Origin of the sequence: Roseitalea sp. MMSF_3546, assembly GCF_030732865.1 — a bacterium.
GTDB lineage: Bacteria > Pseudomonadota > Alphaproteobacteria > Rhizobiales > Rhizobiaceae > Roseitalea.
Genome location: NZ_JASHKB010000028.1, coordinates 26,455 through 48,712, shown reverse-complemented (window position 1 = coordinate 48,712; position 22,258 = coordinate 26,455). Strand labels below are relative to the sequence as shown.

The 22,258-nt window shown below is 66.6% G+C and carries 28 protein-coding genes; 25 read left to right on the top strand and 3 right to left on the bottom strand.

The annotated features are described in order from the left end of the window. The first annotated feature begins 39 nt into the window (after nt 1-39). The 5 genes from RBB34_RS17255 to RBB34_RS17235 all read left to right on the top strand — a co-directional run bounded on the left by RBB34_RS17255 (nt 40) and on the right by RBB34_RS17235 (nt 4,015). On the top strand, nt 40-561 hold the full coding sequence (locus tag RBB34_RS17255) for a hypothetical protein (RefSeq protein WP_306120490.1): 522 nt from the start codon (nt 40-42) through the stop codon (nt 559-561). Next, nucleotides 558-758: a hypothetical protein gene (locus RBB34_RS17250; RefSeq protein WP_306120487.1), complete on the top strand. Its 201-nt coding sequence runs from the start codon at nt 558-560 to the stop codon at nt 756-758. Before RBB34_RS17255 ends, RBB34_RS17250 begins: the two co-directional genes overlap by 4 nt. Then, entirely contained in the window at nt 751-1,179 is a 429-nt protein-coding gene (locus RBB34_RS17245) for a DUF6362 family protein (protein ID WP_008887425.1), read from the top strand. Before RBB34_RS17250 ends, RBB34_RS17245 begins: the two co-directional genes overlap by 8 nt. Nucleotides 1,180-2,321: 1,142 nt before the next feature. Further along, the gene (locus tag RBB34_RS17240) at nt 2,322-3,653 is read left to right on the top strand and encodes a DNA methyltransferase (protein ID WP_306120486.1); all 1,332 of its coding nucleotides are present in this window, start codon (nt 2,322-2,324) and stop codon (nt 3,651-3,653) included. Further along, on the top strand, nt 3,650-4,015 hold the full coding sequence (locus tag RBB34_RS17235; protein WP_306120485.1) for a hypothetical protein: 366 nt from the start codon (nt 3,650-3,652) through the stop codon (nt 4,013-4,015). The genes RBB34_RS17240 and RBB34_RS17235 overlap by 4 nt, the downstream gene beginning before the upstream one ends. Before the next feature lie 444 nt (nt 4,016-4,459). Here RBB34_RS17235 and RBB34_RS17230 read toward each other — a convergent pair whose 3' ends face one another. The 3 genes from RBB34_RS17230 to RBB34_RS17220 all read right to left on the bottom strand — a co-directional run bounded on the left by RBB34_RS17230 (nt 4,460) and on the right by RBB34_RS17220 (nt 6,160). After that, a complete protein-coding gene (locus RBB34_RS17230; RefSeq protein WP_306120484.1) occupies nt 4,460-5,149 on the bottom strand; it encodes a hypothetical protein in 690 nt (229 codons plus the stop codon). Nucleotides 5,150-5,270: 121 nt separating this feature from the next. Then, entirely contained in the window at nt 5,271-5,792 is a 522-nt protein-coding gene (locus tag RBB34_RS17225; RefSeq protein WP_306120483.1) for a DUF3489 domain-containing protein, read from the bottom strand. A gap of 95 nt (nt 5,793-5,887) precedes the next feature. Continuing rightward, nucleotides 5,888-6,160, bottom strand: a complete 273-nt coding sequence (locus RBB34_RS17220; protein WP_306120482.1) for a hypothetical protein — start codon at nt 6,158-6,160, stop codon at nt 5,888-5,890. Nucleotides 6,161-6,278: 118 nt separating this feature from the next. Here RBB34_RS17220 and RBB34_RS17215 point away from each other — a divergent pair, with 118 nt between their 5' ends. The 20 genes from RBB34_RS17215 to RBB34_RS17120 all read left to right on the top strand — a co-directional run bounded on the left by RBB34_RS17215 (nt 6,279) and on the right by RBB34_RS17120 (nt 22,224). Further along, a complete protein-coding gene (locus RBB34_RS17215; protein ID WP_306120481.1) occupies nt 6,279-6,827 on the top strand; it encodes a hypothetical protein in 549 nt (182 codons plus the stop codon). Beyond that, nucleotides 6,778-8,772, top strand: a complete 1,995-nt coding sequence (locus RBB34_RS17210) for a phage terminase large subunit family protein (protein ID WP_306120480.1) — start codon at nt 6,778-6,780, stop codon at nt 8,770-8,772. The genes RBB34_RS17215 and RBB34_RS17210 overlap by 50 nt, the downstream gene beginning before the upstream one ends. Before the next feature lie 2 nt (nt 8,773-8,774). Then, nucleotides 8,775-8,981: a hypothetical protein gene (locus RBB34_RS17205; protein WP_093362814.1), complete on the top strand. Its 207-nt coding sequence runs from the start codon at nt 8,775-8,777 to the stop codon at nt 8,979-8,981. After that, a complete protein-coding gene (locus tag RBB34_RS17200) occupies nt 8,981-10,525 on the top strand; it encodes a phage portal protein (RefSeq protein WP_306120479.1) in 1,545 nt (514 codons plus the stop codon). The genes RBB34_RS17205 and RBB34_RS17200 overlap by 1 nt, the downstream gene beginning before the upstream one ends. A gap of 13 nt (nt 10,526-10,538) precedes the next feature. Further along, nucleotides 10,539-12,605 carry a prohead protease/major capsid protein fusion protein gene (locus RBB34_RS17195; RefSeq protein WP_306120478.1) on the top strand — a complete coding sequence of 689 codons (2,067 nt, stop codon included), beginning with the start codon at nt 10,539-10,541 and terminating at the stop codon, nt 12,603-12,605. Between the two features lie 83 nt (nt 12,606-12,688). Next, on the top strand, nt 12,689-13,024 hold the full coding sequence (locus RBB34_RS17190; protein ID WP_306120477.1) for a DUF2190 family protein: 336 nt from the start codon (nt 12,689-12,691) through the stop codon (nt 13,022-13,024). After that, nucleotides 13,024-13,335, top strand: a complete 312-nt coding sequence (locus RBB34_RS17185) for a hypothetical protein (protein ID WP_306120476.1) — start codon at nt 13,024-13,026, stop codon at nt 13,333-13,335. The genes RBB34_RS17190 and RBB34_RS17185 overlap by 1 nt, the downstream gene beginning before the upstream one ends. Nucleotides 13,336-13,340: 5 nt before the next feature. Continuing rightward, nucleotides 13,341-13,973, top strand: coding sequence for a DUF6441 family protein (locus RBB34_RS17180; RefSeq protein WP_306120475.1), 633 nt, complete (start codon nt 13,341-13,343; stop codon nt 13,971-13,973). 51 nt (nt 13,974-14,024) lie between these two features. After that, the gene (locus tag RBB34_RS17175) at nt 14,025-14,873 is read left to right on the top strand and encodes an alpha/beta fold hydrolase (RefSeq protein ID WP_306120474.1); all 849 of its coding nucleotides are present in this window, start codon (nt 14,025-14,027) and stop codon (nt 14,871-14,873) included. A 302-nt stretch (nt 14,874-15,175) separates the two neighbouring features. Beyond that, entirely contained in the window at nt 15,176-15,631 is a 456-nt protein-coding gene (locus tag RBB34_RS17170; RefSeq protein WP_306120473.1) for a hypothetical protein, read from the top strand. A gap of 125 nt (nt 15,632-15,756) precedes the next feature. Next, a complete protein-coding gene (locus RBB34_RS17165) occupies nt 15,757-16,194 on the top strand; it encodes a hypothetical protein (protein WP_306120472.1) in 438 nt (145 codons plus the stop codon). Between the two features lie 24 nt (nt 16,195-16,218). Next, the gene (locus RBB34_RS17160) at nt 16,219-17,157 is read left to right on the top strand and encodes a phage tail tube protein (protein ID WP_306120471.1); all 939 of its coding nucleotides are present in this window, start codon (nt 16,219-16,221) and stop codon (nt 17,155-17,157) included. A 2-nt stretch (nt 17,158-17,159) separates the two neighbouring features. Beyond that, nucleotides 17,160-17,597, top strand: a complete 438-nt coding sequence (locus RBB34_RS17155) for a hypothetical protein (RefSeq protein WP_306120470.1) — start codon at nt 17,160-17,162, stop codon at nt 17,595-17,597. A 68-nt stretch (nt 17,598-17,665) separates the two neighbouring features. Continuing rightward, complete coding sequence (locus RBB34_RS17150) at nt 17,666-17,824, top strand: hypothetical protein (RefSeq protein WP_306120469.1); 159 nt, start codon at nt 17,666-17,668, stop codon at nt 17,822-17,824. Beyond that, entirely contained in the window at nt 17,817-20,231 is a 2,415-nt protein-coding gene (locus RBB34_RS17145) for a phage tail tape measure C-terminal domain-containing protein (RefSeq protein WP_306120468.1), read from the top strand. The genes RBB34_RS17150 and RBB34_RS17145 overlap by 8 nt, the downstream gene beginning before the upstream one ends. Next, a complete protein-coding gene (locus tag RBB34_RS17140; RefSeq protein WP_306120467.1) occupies nt 20,231-20,857 on the top strand; it encodes a DUF2460 domain-containing protein in 627 nt (208 codons plus the stop codon). The genes RBB34_RS17145 and RBB34_RS17140 overlap by 1 nt, the downstream gene beginning before the upstream one ends. After that, entirely contained in the window at nt 20,854-21,204 is a 351-nt protein-coding gene (locus tag RBB34_RS17135; RefSeq protein ID WP_306120466.1) for a hypothetical protein, read from the top strand. The genes RBB34_RS17140 and RBB34_RS17135 overlap by 4 nt, the downstream gene beginning before the upstream one ends. Further along, nucleotides 21,197-21,328, top strand: a complete 132-nt coding sequence (locus RBB34_RS17130; protein ID WP_306120465.1) for a hypothetical protein — start codon at nt 21,197-21,199, stop codon at nt 21,326-21,328. The genes RBB34_RS17135 and RBB34_RS17130 overlap by 8 nt, the downstream gene beginning before the upstream one ends. Before the next feature lie 4 nt (nt 21,329-21,332). Continuing rightward, the gene (locus RBB34_RS17125) at nt 21,333-21,989 is read left to right on the top strand and encodes a lysozyme (RefSeq protein ID WP_306120464.1); all 657 of its coding nucleotides are present in this window, start codon (nt 21,333-21,335) and stop codon (nt 21,987-21,989) included. Between the two features lie 4 nt (nt 21,990-21,993). Then, on the top strand, nt 21,994-22,224 hold the full coding sequence (locus RBB34_RS17120; protein ID WP_306120463.1) for a hypothetical protein: 231 nt from the start codon (nt 21,994-21,996) through the stop codon (nt 22,222-22,224). Nucleotides 22,225-22,258 lie beyond the last annotated feature (34 nt).

The window sequence follows — 22,258 nt, the reverse complement described above, 5'->3', positions numbered from 1 at the left end:
CCGTGCCGCCCCGGCCTCCCAATCGAAGAGGAGGTCGTCATGGACCGCTCCCCACACATCGCCCCGGCGCCTCTCACGGCTGCCGGCACTCTCGACCGCTGCATTCTCGCGCTCGATCTCGGCACCAGCACCGGCTGGGCATTGCGCTCGGCCGAAGGGCTGATCACCAGCGGGACCGCCTGCTTCCGCCCCGGCCGCTACGACGGCGGCGGCATGCGCTACCTGCGCTTCACGAACTGGCTCACCGAGATCGACCGGCTGTCGGGGCCGATCGCCGCGATCTGGTTCGAGGAAGTGCGCCGCCACGCCGGAACCGATGCGGCCCATGTCTATGGCGGCCTCATGGCCACGCTCACGGCATGGGCGGAACTGCGGGGCGTACCCTATGCCGGCGTTCCTGTCGGCACGATCAAGCGTCACGCCACCGGCAAGGGCAATGCGCCGAAGGCGGCGATGATCGCCGCTGCGCGGGCCCGGGGTTTCAGCCCCGTGGACGACAACGAGGCTGACGCCATCGCGCTTCTGCTCTGGGCGATCGAGACCAACGGGGGTGTCGCATGAGGTGGCATCCCAAGGGCTACGGCGGCCAGCGCCGAGATCCGGAACAGGTGAAGCGCGACGGCTGGCGCGAGCAGGGTGTGCTTGCCGTATCGCTCGAGGACGCGCGGCTGACCTGGCCGGAACGCGAACTCGTCCGCCAGATCGGCGAAAAGCTCTACGGACCGCGCCCCTCCGACGAGGGAGGGCGCCATGGATAAGTGGACCCCGTCCCTCGTCGAGGCCCGTCTCGCCGAAGCGGCCTTCGTGCTCAAGCGCCTGCCCGAGCCGCGACGGCAGGGCTACTTCAGCACGTGGCCCGAGATCATCCATTCCTTCGCCGACAAGGTTGGCCAGGAGCCGAAGCCCATGCGGGTGCTGCCCTCGCCGCAGGCGATCAGCCGGATGGAGGAGACGCTGACCTGGACCGCCTGCCTCGACCCCGTCGACGGCAAGATCGTCTGGATGCGCGCCCATGGTGAGCGGTGGAAGACCATCTGCTGGACGGTCGGGCTGCAGCGCTCGGCCGCCCACCAGCACTGGCTCTACGGGCTTTGCGTCATCTCGCTGAAGCTCAACCGCCGGCGGTTCAACCGCAACCTGTCGAAGCGGCGCGTGATCGAACTGGCCGGTGGCGCGTAACCCTGCGCGCCACAGGGGAAGGTGTGCGGCGGACAGTTTTCGACGGGACAGAAAAGCGGCTCAGAGGCTAGGTTCGGGATAAGCTCGGGAGAGGCGCGCGCAAGCAAAATTCGGCAGGCGTTGACATCGGTCCGCCTGCCGTTCATCGCTTGCGCTGTCGGATGAGTTCTCTAGCCTACGGACTGTAATGAAAGCGCAAAATGTAGCGGCGATCTCCTTTTGCCTCGGTCTTTGCACAAATCTCGTTCAGGCACAGGACCGGGATTTCCGTTGTCTGCCGGGCTTCGACTACTATGAGCGGGTGGGCACATCTTTGGTGATCTGTGGCTGTGGCTACAACTACCATGCAGAAAGCTCTGATGGCACGCACGTCTGCGCTGGAGGGCTCTATGACTACCGGGTGGAAAGCTCGGACGGCAGCTATGTTGCCTGCGGCGGACTGTATGATTACCGGGCTGAGAGTTCCGACGGTTCGCACGTATGCGCCGGAGGGCTTTATGACTACCGGGTCGAAAGCTCCGATGGTAGCTACGTCGCCTGCGGCGGACTGTATGATTACCGTGCGGAGAGTTCTGACGGGACGCATGTTTGTGCTGGAGGTCGCTACGACTACCGAGTGGAAAGCTCGGATGGAAGTCATGTTGCGTGCGGCGGGCTATACGATTACCGGGCCGAAAGCTCGGACGGGACGTACGTTTGCGCAGGGGGCCTCTACGACCACTATCTGGAGAGCTCTGACGGAGGTCATGTAGCCTGTGGCGGGCTCTACCAAGGTATTCGTGAGAGTTCTGATGGTAGCAGCATATGTTGGGGTGGCTGGGCCCCACAGCGGCGGTGATTTCCTCTCTTCAGCTGACCAAAGTTAACTGAGCTACGGTAGACCCGCTTCTAGCTAAAAGCGGTTCCTTCCGGGCGACTTGCGTATGCTGGCGGGCTTGGCTCGGCATTTCGCCAGCGTCAGGGCCGGATTTTTGGGAAGCCACCCGGAAGCCGGAGCCACCCGCCACCCGCACGAACCCCAATGAACGCTGGCCTTTGGGCCGGATACCCCGAATGCCGCTGGACCCCGCGTGGAGTCCGGCGAGGCATCCGGAGTCCGGAGTCCGGCCGGCATCCACCTGATCGACGGAAACCACCCGCCCATGACGTTGAGCTTCGCCCCCGAGCGGATCGAGACTTGGCCGCTGGCCAAGCTCCAGCCCTACGCGAAGAACGCGAAGGTGCATGGCGCCGACCAAGTCGCGAAGATCGCCGCCAGCATGGCGGAGTTCGGCTGGACCGTGCCGTGCCTCGTCGGCGAGGACGGCGAGCTGATCGCCGGCCACGGGCGCGTCCTGGCCGCCACGCAGCTGGGGCTGAGCGAGGCGCCGGTGATCGTGCTCGGGCATCTGACCGAGGCGCAGCGCCGCGCCTATCGCATCGCGGACAATAAGCTGACGGAACTCGGCAGCTGGGACGAGGCGCTTCTGTCGGCCGAGTTGCAGGACCTGCTCGCAGACGATTATGACCTGTCGCTGGTCGGTTTTTCCGATGGCGAACTCGACAAGCTGCTGGCCTTCGATCCGGACGGGGGCGGTGAAGAAGAAGGTGGCGCCGGGGGCTCCGTGCCGCCGGTGACCATCCCCGAACCGCCGCGTAACCCGGCGTCGCGCGCGGGCGATCTGTGGATCCTCGGGGATCATCGACTGCTGTGCGGGGACTCGACCAGCCACGACGATGTCCGCCGCCTGATGAATGGCGAACGCGCGGTCCTGTTCGCGACGGACCCGCCGTATCTCGTGGACTACGACGGCTCGAACCACCCGACGCGGAACAAGGACTGGAGCCAGTCCTACGGCGTCACCTGGGACGACTCGAGCCAGGGGGCCGATCTCTACGACGGGTTCATCGCCGCCGCCGTGGCAGAGGCGATCACGGAGGATGCGGCTTGGTATTGCTGGCATGCCTCGCGCCGCCAGGCGATGCTCGAAGCTTGCTGGGAGAAGGCCGGCGCCTTCGTCCACCAGCAGATCATCTGGGTGAAGGACCGCGGGGTTCTGACCCGGTCGCACTACCTCTGGAAGCACGAGCCCTGTTTCATGGGCTGGCGCCGCCCGAACCGCCCGCCGAAGGTGGCCGAGCAGACGCTGCCGTCGACCTGGGAGATGCCCAGCTTCGCCAAGGACGAGCGCCCCGACCACCCCACGCCGAAGCCGCTCGACGCCTTCGGCATCCCGATGCGCCAGCACGTCGCCCGTGGCGGGCTCTGCTACGAGCCCTTCTCGGGCTCGGGCTCGCAGATCATGGCGGGCGAGGCCAACGGCCGCCGCGTCTTCGCGATGGAAATCAGCCCGGCTTACGTCGACGTCGCCGTGGAGCGCTGGCAGGCCGAGACAGGCCGCGATGCGATACTCGACGGCGATGGTCGGACCTTCGCGGGGTTAAAGGCCGAGCGGCTGGACCTATCCGCGAAGGAGCAGGATGCAGCCGCATGAAACAGAGCCGGGCCATGTCGCTGGTCGAGGCCGTCGCCAACGTGGCGGTCGGCTACGGCGTCGCGGTCGTGACGCAGATCCTGATCTTCCCGGTATTCGGGCTGCACACGACGCTGGCGCAGAACCTGAAGATGGGCGCGGTGTTCACGGTGGTGAGCATCGCACGGTCCTTCGCCCTGCGGCGACTGTTCGAGGCAATTAGACTATACTCAAATAGGCCGAAGAGCTCCGCGTTTCATGCAACTCCTACTATGGAGAAGACGCCCATTGCGCTATCAGGTCTGGAAGGATCCCCAAGACTTCGCCAGCGCCGCCGTCCCTTTCGGCGACGACTCCACTATACTCCGACAAGGCCGCGTTGAATCCTTCCGGATTGACCTCAAACAAGTATGCCAACTCGTTCAAGGCGAAGACGGCAAGCCGAACAGTGTCGTCTTCAACTGCCGCCGTCTCAGACTGTGCTCGCAGTTGTGCGGGTATCGGAATGACAGGGGACCCGTCACTACCATTGGGGATGTGTCGATCAACTCGATTGTGGTAACCATTCGCGCAGTATACTACGTGATAGCTTCTTACGTCGGTCGGAACTTTAAGCCCAAATTCACCAGTTGAACCGTCCGATATTTGAGCATCGACGGGTGAACTGCCATATTCAGGGCAGCTGCCTTGATCAGTTCGTTGGTTCGGTTCCCAAGCTTTAACATCTGAAGAGACCGGAGCACTACTTCCACGCTCGATAACTCGGCCCGGATGAAAGTTGTCGGCAAACGCTATCGAAGGCAAGTGAGCGCTTGTAAGAAGAGCGACTAGGACAGTTTCCTTAGCCGAAAGAGACCGTACAGGCATAGTGCTACTCCTATGGCAAAGATGGCGAATTTTATCGGGATTAGATCGCTCTCGAAGTAGGGGCCATCTGATGATCCCACGACCTGAATATCGCGTTCAGAGATCAATGTTGGCGTATTGCAGATAACCGTCACTGACTGCGGCGAAACGAAATTGTCTATGCGGAGCGTCCGATCTGGCTGATCCCAATCGATTTCTGTCAGAGATGCGCCAACCTCTCGGATATTGCATTCTACAGGTGGTGGAGGCAGAGACAGAGTGATGTGGTCAGCTTCTTCCCAAGAGGCTGACAAGTGCAGGGATTGCGATCCGTTTAGTGCATCACGCGACGCTGTTATCACTAAACGCTCGGTCTGTAGCCATGCAAGCCCGGCAAAAATGGAAGAGCAAACCAGAATTGCTACAGCGGAAACCGCAAACCTCCAGTAACTTGTCGCTTCGCCCTGCTGCTTTGGCGTGAACCCAACTTCTGGCGCCGGGGGATCAGGTGCCAGAGAGCGAGCCAAAATTTCTTGAGCAAGCACGGCAAGGGCCAACGTCGCGATGAGACGCGGGATCAGATCGAGCCCCGTGAAAGTGTCCCATGTTAGGCCAACTGACGCCGCAACAGCGGCCGGTAGCCCAATATACCTTAAAAAGCGCTCGTCCATCCGAGGACATACTCACTTATCCCAAGGGGTGCGTGACACGACTCTACCTGAACACGCACCTCGTTCATAGAAGCTCCTCCAATGGTTTCCACATCTCCGCAACTGCGAGCAGTGGCTCAGCTCAGGGTGTTTGCGGCAGGCTGTAGACCCGCCCGCGCCCCTCGACCTTCTCCGAGGTGATGCTTAGCCCGAGTTTCTTTTTCAGCGCGCCGGACATGGCGCCCCGAACGGTATGTGGCTGCCATCCGGTGGCTTCGACGATCTCGTCGATCGTCGCACCGCCGTCGGCGCGGAGCATCTCGATCAGCGTCTCCTGCTTGGTGCCCTTGCGGCGCTGGACCGGGGCGGGCGGCGTTTCCGCCGGCGGTGTCTCATCCTGCTCGTCCGTGATCCCGAGGGTGCTGTAGGCGAGCGGGGTGGCGCGCAGCGTGATCGGGCCGCGCTCCTCGTCGTGGCGCCAGACCGTGTTGAGGTCCGTGGCGGCGATTTCCTCGATCAGGCCCTGCTTGAGAAGGCTCTTGCAGACGTTGCCGACGGCGCCGCCCTTGAGGCTGGCGGTGACGGGAAAGACCGCCCCGTCCTCGCGCGCGCAGGCGGTGGACAGGATGACGGCTTGGGCGTCTGAAAGCTGGATCTGGGTCATGGGGTCGTCTCCGTATTCGGGCCCGCGACATGCGGCGCCTTCTACGACCCCAAGCCGCGCAGGGCGCGCGGCGGGAGTTCCGGCAGCGCCGGAGATCAGCGGGCGTGCTCGCCCTCACCAAAGGCGCTGTCGGTGATGCGCTTCAGGAGGCTCGCGTAGTGTTCGAGGGTGCCGACCATGGCCCAGCCCGCCTCGTCGGGATGGCAGTTGAAATGGTCGTCGCTGAGCGCCTGCAGGCGAGCGAGCATCTCGTCGATCTCTGCTTTCTTGCCGATGAAGGCGCTCAGGACTGCCTCGCGATTGCGCCGGGCCTTCTCGGCGCGGAGTTCGTGGCGCGGGGTGGTGATCGGGTTCAGGCGCGTGGTCATCGTGGTGGCTCCGGGTGAGTTGCATCGTCCTTGTGATCGGACGTTCGCTCCACGCGCCTGGCTTATCAACTCGATAAGCGCCTGACTTGGAATGATAATCGGGCTTGCGATGCGGGGCATGAGCGAGCGCCAGTACGCCGCCCATGTCGGGCTGTCGCGCGGCGCGATCCAGAAGGCGAAGGCCGCCGGCCGGCTCGTCCTGCACGAGGATGGCAGCATCGACGCCGCGGCCTCGGACCGGCTTCGGACCGAGACGACTGACCCGTCCAAGACCAGGAAGACGCCGGCGCCGAAGCTGAAGCCCGTGCCCGAGGCGGCGGTCTCGGCTGTCGGCGACACACTGCGGGAACAGGGCATGGCTGCGCCGGTCACGGGCGGCGGCACGACGTTCCTGCAGGCGAAGACGGCGCACGAGGTGTTGAAGGCGCAGGAGCGGCGCATCCGGCTCGCGAAGCTGAAGGGCGAGCTCGTCGACCGCGACCGCGCCACGGCGCTGGTCTTCCGGCTCGCGCGCGAGGAACGCGACGCGTGGGTGAACTGGCCGGCGCGGGTGGCTGCGCTGATGGCGGCGGAGTTGGGAACGGAGACGGCGGCCATGCAGAAGGTTCTGGAGGCCCATGTCCGCGCCCATCTCGAGGAACTCGCCCAGCCCCGGATCGCTCTCTGAGGATATCGCCCAGTTCGACGGCGCGGAGGCGCTGCTCCGGGCCTGGGGCCGCGGGCTCACGCCCGATCCCTGGCTGACCGTCTCGGAATGGTCGGACAGGCACCGCTGGCTGAGCTCGCGTGCGAGCGCCGAACCCGGCCGCTACCGCACCGAGCGCACGCCCTACATGCGCGCGATCATGGACGCGCTCTCGCCCGGCGATCCAACCCAGCGGGTCGTGTTCATGAAGGCCGCGCAGGTCGGCGCGACGGAGGCCGGCAACAACTGGATCGGCTTCGTGATCCACCACGCGCCCGGGCCGATGCTCGCCGTCCAGCCGACTGTGGAGCTGGCCAAGCGGAACTCTCGCCAGCGGATCGACCCGCTGATCGAGGAGAGTCCGGCGCTGAAGGAACGCGTCCGCCCCGCGCGGGCGCGCGACAGCGGCAACACGCAGCTGTCGAAGGATTTCCCCGGCGGCGTGCTGGTGATGACCGGCGCCAACTCGGCGGTGGGGCTGCGCTCGATGCCGGCGCGCTACGTCTTCCTCGACGAGGTCGACGCCTATCCGGCCTCGGCTGACGAGGAAGGCGACCCGGTCGGGCTCGCCGAGGCGCGCTCGCTGACCTTTGCGCACCGGCGCAAGGTCTTCCTGGTCTCGACGCCGACGATCCGCGGCGTCAGCCGGATCGAGCGGGAGTACGAGGCGAGCGACCAGCGCCGGTTCTTCGTGCCGTGCCCGCATTGCGGCGCGATGCAGTGGCTGCGCTTCGAGCGGCTGCGCTGGGAGAAGGGCAAACCGGAGACGGCGGCGTATCACTGCGATGCCTGCGACGAGCCCATCGAGGAGCACCACAAGCCGGCGATGCTGGCTGCGGGCGAATGGCGAGCGACCGCAGAGGCCCGGGACGCGCGCACGGTGGGGTTTCATCTCTCGGCGCTCTATTCGCCGCCGGGGTGGAAGAGCTGGGCCGACATCGCGCGGGACAAGGAGACGGCGGTGGGCTCGGACGAGACCGAGCGGGTGTTCCGCAACACGGTGCTTGGCGAGACCTGGATCGAGACCGGCGGCGCGCCCGACTGGCAGCGGATCGCCGAGCGGCGCGAGGACTGGCCGGCGGGCACGGTCCCTGCGGGTGGTCTGTTCCTGACCGCCGGCGCCGACGTGCAGAAGGACCGGATCGAGGTCGATGTCTGGGCCTGGGGCCGCGGGCTGGAAAGCTGGCTCGTCGATCATGTCGTGATCGAGGGTGGGCCAGCACGACCCGAGGCATGGGACGCGTTGACGGATCTGCTGGGCCGCAGCTGGCGGCATGCCGGCGGTGCGGACCTCGGCCTCGCGCGGCTGGCCATCGACACGGGCTACGAGACGGCCGCGGTCTATGGCTGGGCGCGCTCGGTCGGCTTTGCGCAGGTAGCGCCCGTGAAGGGGCTCGAGGGGTTCAACCGGGCGAGCCCGGTCTCGGGGCCGACTTACGTCGACGCGACCGCGGGCGGGAAGCGCCTGCGCCGGGGCGCGCGGCTCTGGACCGTGGCGACTTCGACCTTCAAGGCCGAGACCTACCGCTTTCTGCGGTTGGCCCGGCCGACGGCCGAGGAACTGGAGGATGGCGCGGCGTTCGCGCCCGGCACGGTGCATCTGCCTGGCTGGGCCGACACCGAGTGGATCCGGCAACTGACAGCCGAGCAGTTGGTGACGGTCCGCAACCGGCGCGGCTTCGCGAAGCTCGAATGGCAGAAGCTCCGTGAGCGCAACGAGGCGCTGGACTGCCGGGTCTACGCCCGCGCCGCAGCCTGGATCGCGGGCGCGGATCGCTGGCCCGAGGCGACATGGGCCGATCTGGAAGCGCAGCTCGGCGTGCCGAGCGGCATGGACAGCCCGGCCGGTCTGATCGGGCGGCCCGATACCGGCCCCCAAGGCAAGCGCCGCTCCGACTGGCTCGGGCGACGGGAAGGATGGTTCTGACAATGGCGGACTGGACGGAAGCGGAGCTCGCGGCACTCCGGCGCGCCTATGCGAGCGGGACGACGCGGGTGAGCTATGACGGCAAAACCGTGGACTATGGCTCGGCCGACGACCTGCTGGGGCGCATCCGCACCATCGAGCGCCAGATCGCCGGCGCCACGGCGCGGCCCATCGCGGGCTTCGCCGGCTTCTCGCGCGGGGATCGCTGATGGTCTCTTGGCTCGACAGGGCCATCGCCTCGGTCGCCCCGCGCACGGCCACGCGCCGCGTGCTGGCGCGGCAGGCTTTCGAGGGGCTCGCCCGCTCCTACGAGGGCGCAGCCCGCGGCCGACGCACGGATGGCTGGCACGCGCCGGGATCCTCGGCCGATTCCGAGATCGGCCGGGCCGGCGCGCTGCTGCGCGACAGGATGCGGGATCTCGTGCGGAACAACCCGCACGCGGCCAAGGCGGTCTCGGTGCTCGTGAACAACATCGTGGGTGCTGGGATCATGCCGCGCGCCGCCAGCGGCGACGCCGCGCTCGACCGCGAGGTCGACCGGCTCTTCGAGATCTGGGCGCGGGGCTGCGACGCCGACAGCCAGCTCGACTTCTACGGGCTCCAGACGCTCGCCTGCCGCGAGATGGTCGAGGCCGGCGAGGTGCTGGTCCGCCGCCGTCCGCGCCGCCCCGGCGACGGCATCATGCCGCCGGTCCAGCTTCAGCTGCTCGAGGCCGACTTCCTCGACGCCACCCGCAACGGCGCGCTCGGCGCGGGCCAGGCGGTGCAGGGGATCGAGTTCGACGCGCTCGGCCGGCGGCGGGCCTACTGGCTCTTCGGCGCGCATCCGGGCGACGCCACACTCAGCCTGACGGGCGGGCTTACCAGCCGGGCGGTGCCGGCCAGCGAGATCGCCCATGTCTACGAGAAGCAGCGCACGCAGGCGCGCGGCGTGCCCTGGGGCGCGCCGGTCATCCGCGCCTTGCGCGATCTCGACGATTACGAGGTGGCAGAGATCGTGCGCAAGAAAACGGAAGCCTGCGTCACCGCCATCGTCTTTGGTGACGAGGAAGCGCAGCAGGGCATCGCGCCCGCCGTGGTCGACGCCGACGGCAACCGGGTCGAGCGGTTCGAGCCGGGGCTCATCGCTTATGCCCGCGGGGGCAAGGACATCCGGTTCAACCAGCCGGCGGCCACCGGGGGCTATGGCGAATACAAGCGGGCGAGCCTGCAAACGATCTCTGCCGGCTTCCGCGTGCCCTACGAGCTGCTGACCGGGGATCTCAGCCAGGTGAATTACTCGTCGATCCGCGCGGGGCTCGTGGAGTTCCGCCGGATGATCGACGCGGTGCAGTGGCAGCTGTTCATCCCGATGTTCTGCGCGCCCGTCTGGCGCTGGTTCACGGAAGCGGCGTGGGCGGCAGGGCGCATCCCGACGCCGGACGTGCCGGTGGAATGGTCGCCGCCGAAGTTCGAGGCGGTCGACCCGCAGAAGGACGCGATGGCCGACCTGCTCGCCATCCGCTCCGGCACCATGACGCTGGCCGAGGCCATCGCCCGGCAGGGCCGCAACCCCGACGCTGTGCTGGCCGAGATCGCGGCCACGAACGCCAAGCTCGACGAGCTGGGCCTCGTGCTCGACAGCGACCCGCGCCGGGTCACCAAGACCGGCAGCGCGCAGGCCAGTGCGCCGGCCGACCCCGCGACCGAGCCGGATGACACCGCCTCAAGCAGCGAAGCGGTAGACGACGAAACACCCGGCGACGGGGCCTGACGAGGATCCACTCATGGAGCAGACCATCGAACTGCCGGCATTCCGCCGGTCGGCGGAGCTTGCGCCGAACAGCATCGACCCAGAGACGCGCAGCGTCGAGGTGATCTGGTCGACCGGCGCCCGGGTGCGGCGCGCCGCGCTCTTCGGCGAGCCGCATGACGAGGAACTCAGCATGGCGCCCGAGCATGTGCGGCTCGAGCGGCTGAACGCGGGCGCCCCGTTCCTGAAGGTTCACGAGGCGCACGATCTCGACGCGGTGATCGGCTCGGTCGTGCCGGGCTCGGCGCGGATCGAGAACGGTCAGGGCATCGCCCGCATCCGGCTCTCCGAGCGCGACGCGGTCGGCGATATCTGGCGCGACATCGAGGCCGGGCACATCCGCGCGGTCTCCATCGGCTACCAGGTCCATCGCTTCGAGATCAGCAAGCCCGATGGGCAGCGCGAGCTCTGGCGGGCGGTCGACTGGACCCCGTTCGAGATCTCCGCCGTGCCGGTCGGCGCCGACCCAGCCGCCGGTTTCCGCTCGAACAGCGAACATCACGACTGCGTCCTCCACCGCCGGGACGCCCCCACCAGCGAAGGAGCATCCCCGATGACGGACAAGACCGAGAGCAAGGCTGAGACAGCCGAGCAGAAGAGCAACACCACGGCAGCGCCCGAGGAGACGAGCATGACCGACGACAAGACCGGCGCAGCCGACACCCAGACCCGCGCCGCCGACACCAGGGCCAAGGCAACGAAGTCCGCGCCGGACCCGGCGCCCGAGGATCGCAGCCGCAGCGTCGACACCGACGCGCTGGTCAGCGAGGCCCGCGCGCAGGAGCGGGAGCGCGTCTCCACGATCCATGGTCTCGCCGACAAGCTGCAGCTCGAGCGCGGCTTTGCCGACGACCTGATCAAGCGCGGCGTCTCCATCGACGAAGCCCGCCGGCTGATCCTCGACCAGGTGGCGGCCAAGGCCGACGAGACCCGGACCTTCCCCAATGTCTCGATCCCGCTCGGCGGGCGCGACGCCACGGTCACCCGGCGCGAGGCGATCTCGAACGCGCTCCTGCACCGCTACAGCCCGACGCTCTTCCCGCTGGAGGACGCCGCCCGCGAGTACCGCGGCATGACGCTGATGGAGCTCGCCCGCGAAAGCCTCGAGACGGCGGGCGCCAGCACCCGCGGCCTGTCGCGCGACGAGGTGGCGACGCGCGCGCTGCACTCGACCTCGGACTTCCCCGAGATCCTCGCCGCCGTCACCAACAAGACGCTGCGCCAGGCCTACGAGGCCTATCCGCGCACCTTCCCTCTCTTCTGCCGGCAGGTGCTGGCCACCGACTTCAAGGCGATGCACCGGGTCCAGCTGGGCGAGGCGCCGCAGCTCCTCAAGGTCGGCGAGAGCGGCGAGTTCAAGCGCGGCACGCTCGGCGAGAGCAAGGAGAGCTACCGCATCGAGACCTACGGCCGCGTCGTCGCCATCACCCGGCAGGTGCTGATCAACGACGATCTCGACGCATTCACCCGCATCCCGGCGATGTACGGCAACTCCATCGCGCAGCTGGAATCGGACGTGGTTTGGGACATCGTGACGTCGAACCCGGCCATGGCCGACGGCACGGCGCTGTTCCACGCGACCCACAAGAACCTCGCCGGCTCGGGCGCGGCGCTCGGGGTCGACAGTGTGGGCCTCGCGCGGGCGGCGATGCGCAAGCAGACCGGGCTCGACAAGAAGACGGTGCTGAACATCCGGCCCGCCTTCCTGATCGTGCCGGCCGCGCTGGAGCTGAAGGCAGAACAGCTGGTCGCCCAGAACCTCGTGCCCGCGCAGAGCGGCAATGTCGTGCCGCAGTCGATCCGGACGCTCTCGCCCATCGCCGAGCCGCGGCTCGATGCCGCGAGCGAGACGGCCTGGTACCTGGCGGCGAGCCCGAACCAGATCGACACCATCGAGTACGCCTATCTCGAGGGCCAGCAGGGCGCCTACATCGAGACGCGCAACGGCTTCGACGTCGACGGCGTCGAGATCAAGTGCCGCCTCGACTTCGGCGCCAAGGCCATCGACTGGCGCGGTCTCTACAAGAACCCCGGCGCGTGAGCCGGGCCATCCCCTGAACACTGATCCCTGACGGACGGGCGGCCCGCTCGCCGCCCGTCGTCGTTCCGCGAAAGGAATGCGCGATGAAGAACTACGTCCAACCGGGCAACACCCTCACCCTGACCGCGCCCTATGCCGTGACCTCCGGCGAAGGCATGCTCGTTGGCTCGATCTTCGGCGTGGCCGCTGGGGACGCCGCCAGCGGCGCGACCGTCGAGGCCGCGCTCACAGGCGTCTTCGATCTCACCAAGATCGGCTCGCAGGCCTGGACCGTCGGCGCCAAGGTGTACTGGGACGACACCAACAAGCGCTGCACGACGGTCGCGACCGACAACACGCCTGTAGGCGTTGCCGTCGAGGCGGTGGCGGGCGGGGCCGGCGACACCATTGGCCGGGTGCGCCTGAACGGCAGCTTCTGATGACCGCCTTCGCCGCCGCCCTCGACGCGCTCTTTGCGGACGCGCATCTGGCGCGTGACGTCGTCTACACCGCCGAGGGCGGTGCGCCGGCATTGGTGCGCGCGATCCTTCGCCGTCCCGATGACGTCACGAACTTCGGCGAGGCGCGCATCTGGTCAGAGACCACCCGGCTGGACCTGCGCCTCGCCGAAGTGGCCAACCCGCGTCCCGGCGACCGCATCGAGATCGACGGCGAGGCCTTCCTCATCCAGGGCGAGCCCGTCCGCGACCGCGAGCGGCTCGTCTGGACCGTGGACCTGCGCCCGGCCTGACCGCGATGAAGCTGAAGATCGACATCACGCCCGACCTCGTCGCCGCCATGGCCGCCGAGGTGAGGGCCGGGGAGAAGGCCGTCACCGCCGCCATGCGCGAGGCCGGCACCGGTCTCAAGACCGCCTGGCGTGGCCAGATCACCGGCGCGGGCCTTGGCCGGCGGCTCGTCAACTCGATCCGGAGCCAGACCTATCCGAAGGCCGGCGAGAGCCTGAACGCCGCGGCGCTCGTCTGGGCCAAGGCCCCGGTGATCGTCGGCGCCCACGACACCGGCCCGCTGATCCGCTCGAAGGACGGCTTCTGGCTCGCGATCCCGACAGAAGCCGCTGGCCGAGGCCTCCGAGGCGCCAAGCTCACCCCCGGCGAGTGGGAACGGCGCCGCGGGCTGCGCCTCCGCTTCGTTTATCGGCGCCGCGGCCCGAGCCTGCTCGTCGCCGACCGGGCCCGCATCAACACCCGCGGTCAGGCGGTGGCGTCGCGCGCGAAGACCGGCCGCAACCAGGTCACCGCACCGATCTTCCTGCTGGTGCCCCAGGTGAAGTTGCCGAAGCGGCTGGATCTGGATCGGGATGCCGCGCGGGCGCACGACAGCGTGCCGGGGTTGATCGTCGCGAACTGGTTGGAATGCAAATCGTGAAGTGCTCGTCGCGAGGGGAGCCAGACATTGATGTCTTAATCGCACGGATGCATGCTCACCATCATGGAGTACTATACCGAATCTAACCACTTCATAGGCCGCCGGATTGGTCGCGGTTTGGGGACAACGGCGCACTGGTCCAAGGCTCTGCCAGACCATTTGATCGTTTTCATTCACGGCTTCACTGGTACGGCCGAGGGAACTTGGTTTGACGTTGCTTCGGAGCTACGCGATGATGTGGCATTCAAGCATACCGACGTATTGTTTATCGGATATGACAGCACAAAGTCTCGTGCGCTTATTTCTGCGCGACTTATCGGGGGAATACTTAGGGAATTCATCACATCACCTGGGGATCAAGCAAATAAGCACCTTTACTTCATAAAGAGAAGGCCAGATTTCAGATACAAACGTGTATTAATTGTCTGCCATTCGCTTGGTGCGGCACTAATGCGACGGATCGCCGTCGATCTCGCACAACGACAGTCTCAGGAGTTTGACGATATTGAGATTGTGCTCTTCGCACCTGCCCACAAAGGCGCTTCGCTTCACACGCTGTCTGAAGATATAATCTCACGCGGGTTCGGTGGAAGTCTATTGGCATGGTTTCGCAATCTTTTTAATTTCAGGAAGCAAGTGCTTCTAGACTTGAGTCCAGGTAGCGAGTTCGTCGCCGCGCTGGAAGCCGACACGAATACTGAGATTGCCCGACGGGGGAGACTGAGTCTTTTGGTGGCCAAGTCAACATTCTTTGGTGTCTATGAGAATGTTGTCGAAGTAGCAGATTTTGCGCAAGATCCAATTTTTGAAACGCTTGAGAATGAAGACCACACAACGCTTGTGAAAACGTCAAATCAAAGGCGTCATGTGCTGCAGGTCTGTCAGGAATTTGTCTCATGAGCGTCGTATTTGAGTATATATCACGAAACTATATACTCGATTATGAGTACATGGCTCTAAAGCTGCCAATCTTGGGCAGAGCTGGGGCACGCTACCTTTTACATCGAGACTCGCACTTCAAGCATCGCGTTTTCCTAATGTTTCGCCAAAAGTGGTTTCTGTTACTCTGTGTGGTTCAATCCGAGCCAATGCGAACCTTGAACCACAGGCTAAGAGTTCCTCTGAGTAACAGAGAAATACTTAGGGTGACTCTCGAGGCGCAGTATAATTCATTCGGGTTTGACAGAGATGCAGAGTTTAGATTGCTTGAGTCGATCTGGAGGAATATCGAACCCCTTCAAGCGGAGTTGATAGCAAACGTCCTGGGTAGTTTCGATATTCACTTGGTGGATGGTCTTTCCATCATGATGGATCGTGCAAGGGCTATCGAACAAATTAATGATCCCAGAGATCTCGACCTAACATTCGAAATCGCGACTTTCTCTCACTTAGACTCTGTATTTCAGACTTTGAAGAAACGTGCCCCTCAAGCTTGTGATCTCTTGATTCCATATGTTAAGTATAAGTACGGCGTGTTTCTAGCAAATTTGAATTATCCAACTTTCGCTATGAGAAATGCAATCGAGAGCAAGGTTGGTGGAAAAAAGGCGAGTATATATGGTGAGCAGCTGGAGACAGCGTTGCGTGGACTAGATTATATTAGCTTTGCTGAATTGCCTTCTGTACTTTTCGATTTTGGCCGATCTGAAAGCACTTGAATTCGTGGCGAAGTGCATTCGGCTCTTGAGCTAGGTGCAATATTCTCGAAGGCTTTCATCGCCGCACTCAAAGTTCCAAACCATCTGCCAGAGAATTGGAATAAAAGCTGTCCCCATGGGCAGTCATGCCGAAGCAACGACCGATGCCTAACCCTCGCGAAACCATCCTCGCCGCGCTGCACGCGCGGCTCTCGGCGCTGCCCGCCACCGCCCTGCGAGGTGAGGTGCTGCCCGAGCGTGTCCCGACCGAGGGGTTGCTGATCCTGCGCGACGGTGAGCCCGGAGAACCGGAAGTCACGCTCTCGCCGCTACGCTACCACTACCAGCACCGGGCCGAGATCGAGGCGGTCGTTCAAGGCGCTGCACGTGACACCGCCTTCGACGCGCTGACCGCCAGCATCGGCGCGGTGCTCGCCGCGGACCGGACGCTGGGCGGGCTCTGCGACTGGGTCGAGGCCGAAGCCCCGCGCCCCGTGGACCTGCCGGTCGAGGGCGCGGCGAGCCTGAAGGCCGCCGTGATCCCGGTGGTGCTGCACTATTCCACGGCCGACCAACTGGCCTGACCCCGACAACCCGAGGAGAACACCATGGCACGAGCCCAGGGGGCGCGGGCGCTGATGGCGCTTGCGTTCGAGACCGTCTATGGCACGCCGCCCGTGGGCGGCTTCACGAAGATGCCGTTCGCCAGCACCTCGCTCGGCGCCGAGCAGCCGCTGCTGAACTCCGAGCTTCTCGGCTACGGCCGCGATCCGCTGGCGCCGATCAAGGACGCGGTGACGGCGGATGGCGATGTCGTCGTGCCGCTCGACGCCGAAGCCCTCGGCTTCTGGCTGAAGGCGGCCTTCGGGTCACCGACGACGACAGGCACCGGCCCCTGGACGCACGAGTTCCAGTCGGGGTCCTGGACGCTGCCGAGCATGTCCATCGAGACCGGCATGCCGGAGGTGCCGCGCTATGCGATTTATTCTGGCTGCGTCCTCGACCAGCTGACCTGGCAGATGCAGCGCTCGGGGCTGCTGACGGCCACCGCGCGGCTGGTGGCGCAGGGCGAGACGGTCGGCACGACGACCAGCGCAGGGACATCCGCCGCGCTCGAGCTGAAGCGCTTCGGGCACTTCAACGGCGCGATCACCCGTAACGGGTCCGCGCTCGGCAACGTGGTCTCGGCCGAGATCACCTATGCCAACAACCTCGACCGGATCGAAACCATCCGCTCGGACGGGCGCATCGACGGAGCGGACCCGTCCATCGCCGCGCTGACCGGCCGGATCGAGGTGCGCTTCGCCGACCAGACGCTGGTGACGCAGGCGATCAACGGCGAGGCCTGCGAGATGGAGTTCGCCTACATCCTGCCGTCCGGCGAGAGCTTCACCTTCACCGTGCACGCTGTCTACCTGCCGCGCCCCCGCATCGAAATTTCCGGGCCGCAGGGGGTGCAGGCCACCTTCGACTGGCAGGCCGCCCGCGACAGCGTCGTCGGCCGTATGTGCACGGCGACCCTGATCAACGACATCGAGGTGTACTGACGATGCTCACGCTCGACCTGACCAACGCCCCGCGCTGGCACGATCTCGCTACCGGCGTCCGCGTGCAGCTCCGCCCGCTGACCACCGCGCTGATGGTGGCGACGCGGAGCGACCCGGCCGTCGAGGCAGTGCCCGAGGAGGCGTCCGACGAGGAACGCGCGGTCGCCTTCGCCAAGGCGCTGGCGCGGCGGGCCGTGCTCGCCTGGGAGGGCGTGGGCGATGCCGACGGCAAACCCATCGGCCCGAGCCCGGAGGCCATCGATGCACTGCTCGACGTCTGGCCAATCTTCGAAGCGTTCCAGCTGACCTACGTCTCCAAGGGTCTGCTGCTGGAGCAGGAAAAAAACGCCTCCGCGCTCTCGCCGACTGGTCCTTCGGCGGGGGCGAGCGATACTGCCAAGCCTGCGCGCAAGCCTGCCCGGACTGCCCGGCGCGGCTGAACCGTCCGGAAACTCCGGAGGGTTGGCAGGTCTGGGATCTCGCTGGCCGTCTGAGTGGCCAGCTGCGCGTGTTGCCCGGAGCGGTGATTGGCTGGGACTTCTCTGCGGCGCTGGCGCTCGGTGACGCTCTCGGCGTGCCGCCGCTCGCCATGGCCGAACTGCTGCCCGTCATCGAGGCGGTGATGGTGGCCAAGCTCAACGAACAGATGGAACGCCCCGATGGCTGAAAAGCGTGTGTCCGTCCGCCTCGCCGCGGTCGGCGGGCGACAGGTGCGCGCCGAACTGGAAGGCGTGGGCGAGGCTGGCGTCCGCGGCTTCGGCCGGCTCAGCCGCGAGATGGAGGCGGCCAACGCCCGGCTCGCCGGCTTTGCGCGCCGAGTCCGCGTGGCGACTGCAGCTGCGGTCGCTGCCGCCACGGCTGCCGGCGTTGCCATGGTCCGCTCCGGCCTGCAGACGGTGGATGCGCAGGCGAAGCTGGCGCAGTCGCTCGGCACCACCGTCGCCTCGATCCAGACGCTGGAGCGCGCGGGCGAGCTGGCGGGCGTGTCGATGTCCGGCATCGAACAGGCGACCAAGGATCTCACCCGTCGGCTCAGCCAGGCGGCCGCCGGCAGCGGTCCCGCGGTGCAGGCGCTCGAGCAGCTGGGGCTCTCGGCGTCCGATCTGTTGACCCTGCCGCTCGACGAACGCGTCGGCGCGATCAACGCCGCCATCGTGAGCTTCGTGCCCGCCGCCGAGCGCGCTGCCGTGGCAGGCCAGCTCTTCGGCGAGGAAGGCTCCATCGCCATGTCGCGGATCGACACGGCGACGCTGCGCCACGCGACGGAGGATGTCCTCGCCTTCGGTGTCGTCGTCTCGGAGCAGGACGCCGACCAGATCGAGCGGACGAACGACGCCATCTCAAGGCTCGGTCTGATCTGGCGCGGGCTTTCGAACCAGCTCGCTGTCGCCGCAGCCCCCGCGCTGGAGGCCGTCGCCAACGCCATGGCGATGGTCGCCAGCCGCACCGGCCCGCTCGGCATCGCGATCCGCGGCCTCTTCGACAACGTCGGCCGCCTGACGACCTATGCCGCAACTTTCGCGGCCTTCCTCGCGGGACGTTGGGTCGCCGGTATGGCCGCCGCGGCACTCTCCGTCCGTGGTCTCGCCACGGCGCTCGTCGTCCTGCGCGGCGCGCTGATCCGGACCGGGATCGGCGCCCTGATCGTAGGAGCGGGCGAGCTGGTCTACCAGTTCACGCGCCTTGTGTCCGGCGCGGGCGGGTTCGGCGAGGCCATGTCGTTCCTGAAGGACCTCGCGGTCGAAGTCTGGGAGCGGATCCGAATCGGGGCGGCGGCGGCGGGCGCGGCCGCCACGGCAATGTTCTTCGACCTGAAGGCCGACGCCGCCTCGGGCATGCAGAGCGCCATCGAGAGCGTGGTGGGCTTCGGCAACACGGCGGCGAACACGTTTGAAGGCGCTTTTGAGGCGATCAAGGCCATCTGGGGTCTGCTGCCTGCCGCCATCGGCGATCTGGCGTTCCAGGCCGCCAACAGCCTGGTCGATGGCGTCGAGGCGATGCTGAACGGCGTGGTCTCGCGGATCAACGGCTTCATCGGCGGCATCAACCAGGGGCTGGAAGCCCTCGGGTCCGAGCGGCGCATCTCGCTGGTGCCGGACCTCGACCTCGGCGAGATCGAGAACCGTTTTGAGGGTGCAGCCACGGCCGCGACCACCGCAGCGCAGTCGGCGTTCGACCGGGCCTTCGAGGACAATCCGCTCACCGCGCCCAATCTCGGACTCACGGAGGCGGCGAACCGGGCACTCGAGTCGGCGAATGTCTACCGCGGCGCCGCGCGCGATCTGGCCGAAGGGGCTCGTGCCCCGCTGGAGAGCTGGCAGGCGCTGCGCGATGCGGTGCGCGGCACCGACGATGCGAGTGCAGATGCGCTGACCGAGGCCACGGCTGCGGCCGAGCGGTTCCAGACCGCACTCGATGGCGCCGGAAGCGCAGCAACCGACGCCGGCGCTGCCGCGGGTGCAGCGGCGGCTGCGGCCGGGCCCAACGTCGAAACGGCGGTCAATGGCTGGCAGGCGGTCACGGCTGCGCTCTCGGACTACGCCAGCAAGGCCCGCGCGATCGGCGGCGATATCGGCCAAAGCCTCGTCGGCGCCTTCCAGTCGGCCGAGAATGCCGTCGGCCAGTTCGTGAAGACCGGCAAGCTGAACTTCCGCGATCTGGTGACCTCGCTGCTCGCCGATCTCGCCCAACTCGCGGCGCGACGGTTCATCCTGGGGCCAATCGCCAATGCACTCTCGGGCGTGTTTTCTGGAGCGGGCGGGATCTTCGCCAATATCCTGCACGCGGGCGGCATCGTCGGATCGTCCGGCCCCTCGCGCATGGTCCCGGCCATGGCCTTCGCCGCCGCGCCCCGGATGCATTCAGGCGGTGCGGTCGGCCTTCGCCACGACGAGGTGCCAGCGATCCTGCAGCGGGGCGAGCGGGTGCTGTCGCGGCGCGAGGCGCAAAGCTACGGCGCGGGCGGGGTCAACGTCACCATCATGGCGCGTGACGCCGAGAGCTTCCGGCAGTCCCGCACCCAAGTCGCCGCCGACATCGCCCGCGCTGTCTCGCTCGGGCGGAGGGGCATGTGATGGCGTTCCACGAGGTCCGCTTCCCGGACAACATCAGTCGCGGCGCGCGGGGCGGGCCCGAGCGGCGCACACAAATCGTCGAGCTTGCCTCCGGCGACGAGGAGCGCAATGCAAGCTGGGCGAACTCCCGTCGGCGCTACGACGTCGCCTATGGCATCCGTCGCGCCGACGATCTGGCGGCAGCCGTCGCCTTCTTCGAGGCGCGAAACGGCCGCCTGCATGGCTTCCGCTTCAGGGACTGGGGCGATTTCAAATCGTGCCTGCCGTCCCAGACGCCATTGCCCACCGACCAGGTGATCGGCACCGGCGACGGCACGACGACAGCCTTCCAGCTGGTGAAGCGCTACGCGTCTGGCAGTCAGACATGGGTGCGCACGATCACCAAGCCGGTGGCGGGGACGGTGCGCATCGCCTTCGACGGTGCGGAGGAAGTCGGCGGCTGGACCGTCGACACGACCACCGGTGTGGTCACTCTCGCCACTGCGCCCGAGGCGAGCGTCGCCATCACCGCGGGCTTCGAGTTCGACGTGCCTGTCCGCTTCGACACCGATGCGCTCGACGTGACGCTCGACCTCGAGCGGCTCGGCTCGATCACGTCCATTCCGCTTCTGGAGATCCGGCGATGAACGACACCGGTAACTTCGTCGCGGCCGTGCTGCGCGAGCTCGCGGCCTCAACGGCCGTGATCCTCGCCGCCTGGGGCGCGCTCGGCGGCGCCACGAACGCGCTGACCACGAAGATGCGGCTGCGCGATGCGCTACGGCACATCCTCCTCGGCGGTCTGATCGCGGCCGGGATGGGCAGCCTGTCGATGGCCGTCATCACAAGCTGGATGGGCCTGCCACCGGAGGCGATCCCGGCAGGCGGCGCGGCAGGGTCCGCCGCCTATCTCGTGGGCGTCTTAGGGCCTGCCTTCATCGAAGTGCTGCTCGCCCGCCTGCGCCGCGCCAAGCAGGGCGACGGCGATGAATGAACTCATTCGCCTCGCGCGCTCCCTCCGCTGCGACCCCGCGGATGCCCGACAGGCCTTTACCCATCGTCTGCGCATCGGTCTTGCCGTGGCCGCACTGATCCTGATCCTCTCGCTTTTCCGGTAATCCCATGCAAATGACCGACCTTGGCCTGCTGGCCCTCGTCCGGCACGAAGGACTCGTGCCCGGACCCTATCTCGATGTGAAACAGGTCTGGACCTTCGGCATCGGCCACACGGCCGCGGCCGGCTCGCCCGATCCCGCCACCATGCCACGCGGCATGCCCGCCGATTTGGACGCCGGGATCCGCGAGGCGTTCAGGGTCTTCCGGGCCGACCTCGCGCGCTACGAGACCGCCGTCCAGCGGGCCGTGAAGGTGCCGCTGGCGCCGCACGAGTTCGATGCACTGGTCTCGTTCCACTACAATACCGGCGGCATCGCAAAGGCCGCGCTGACCCGACATCTCAATGCCGGCAATCGCGTTGCAGCGGCCGACGCGTTTCTGAACTGGCGGCGACCGGCCTCGATCATCCCGCGGCGGAAAGCCGAGCGCGACCTGTTCCGCCATGGCCGCTATCCGGGCGGCACGATCCCGGTCTGGTCTGTGGACCGCACGGGCCGCGTGGACTTCTCCCGGCCGATCCGCCGTCTGACCCAAGACGAGGCTCTGGCATTGGCTCGAGGGCCGTCGCCGACGCCTCCAGTCCTCAAGCCTGTACCCGACACGCCGACCGGCTGGCTCGCCCGGCTGGTCGCCTTCTTCTCCACCCTGATCCGGAGGGCCTGATCCCATGCGCTACGTCCGACCCAACTCGCTCACCTGGTGGGCGGGACTTCTCGCCATGCTCACCGGCACCGCCTCCTTCGCGCTGCCCGCCACCGGGCCGCTCGGGGAACTGTCCCGGCTCGTCGCGCTGCTCGCCGGCTCGGGTGATGCCTCGCCCGCAGGGCTGATGTTCCTCGGGCTCGGCCTCATCGGCCTGCGCGACCGGATCGAGCGCGGGTTCCGCGGCAATGCCTGAGTTCCTCGCAGGTCTGTTCGTGGGTGGCTTTCTC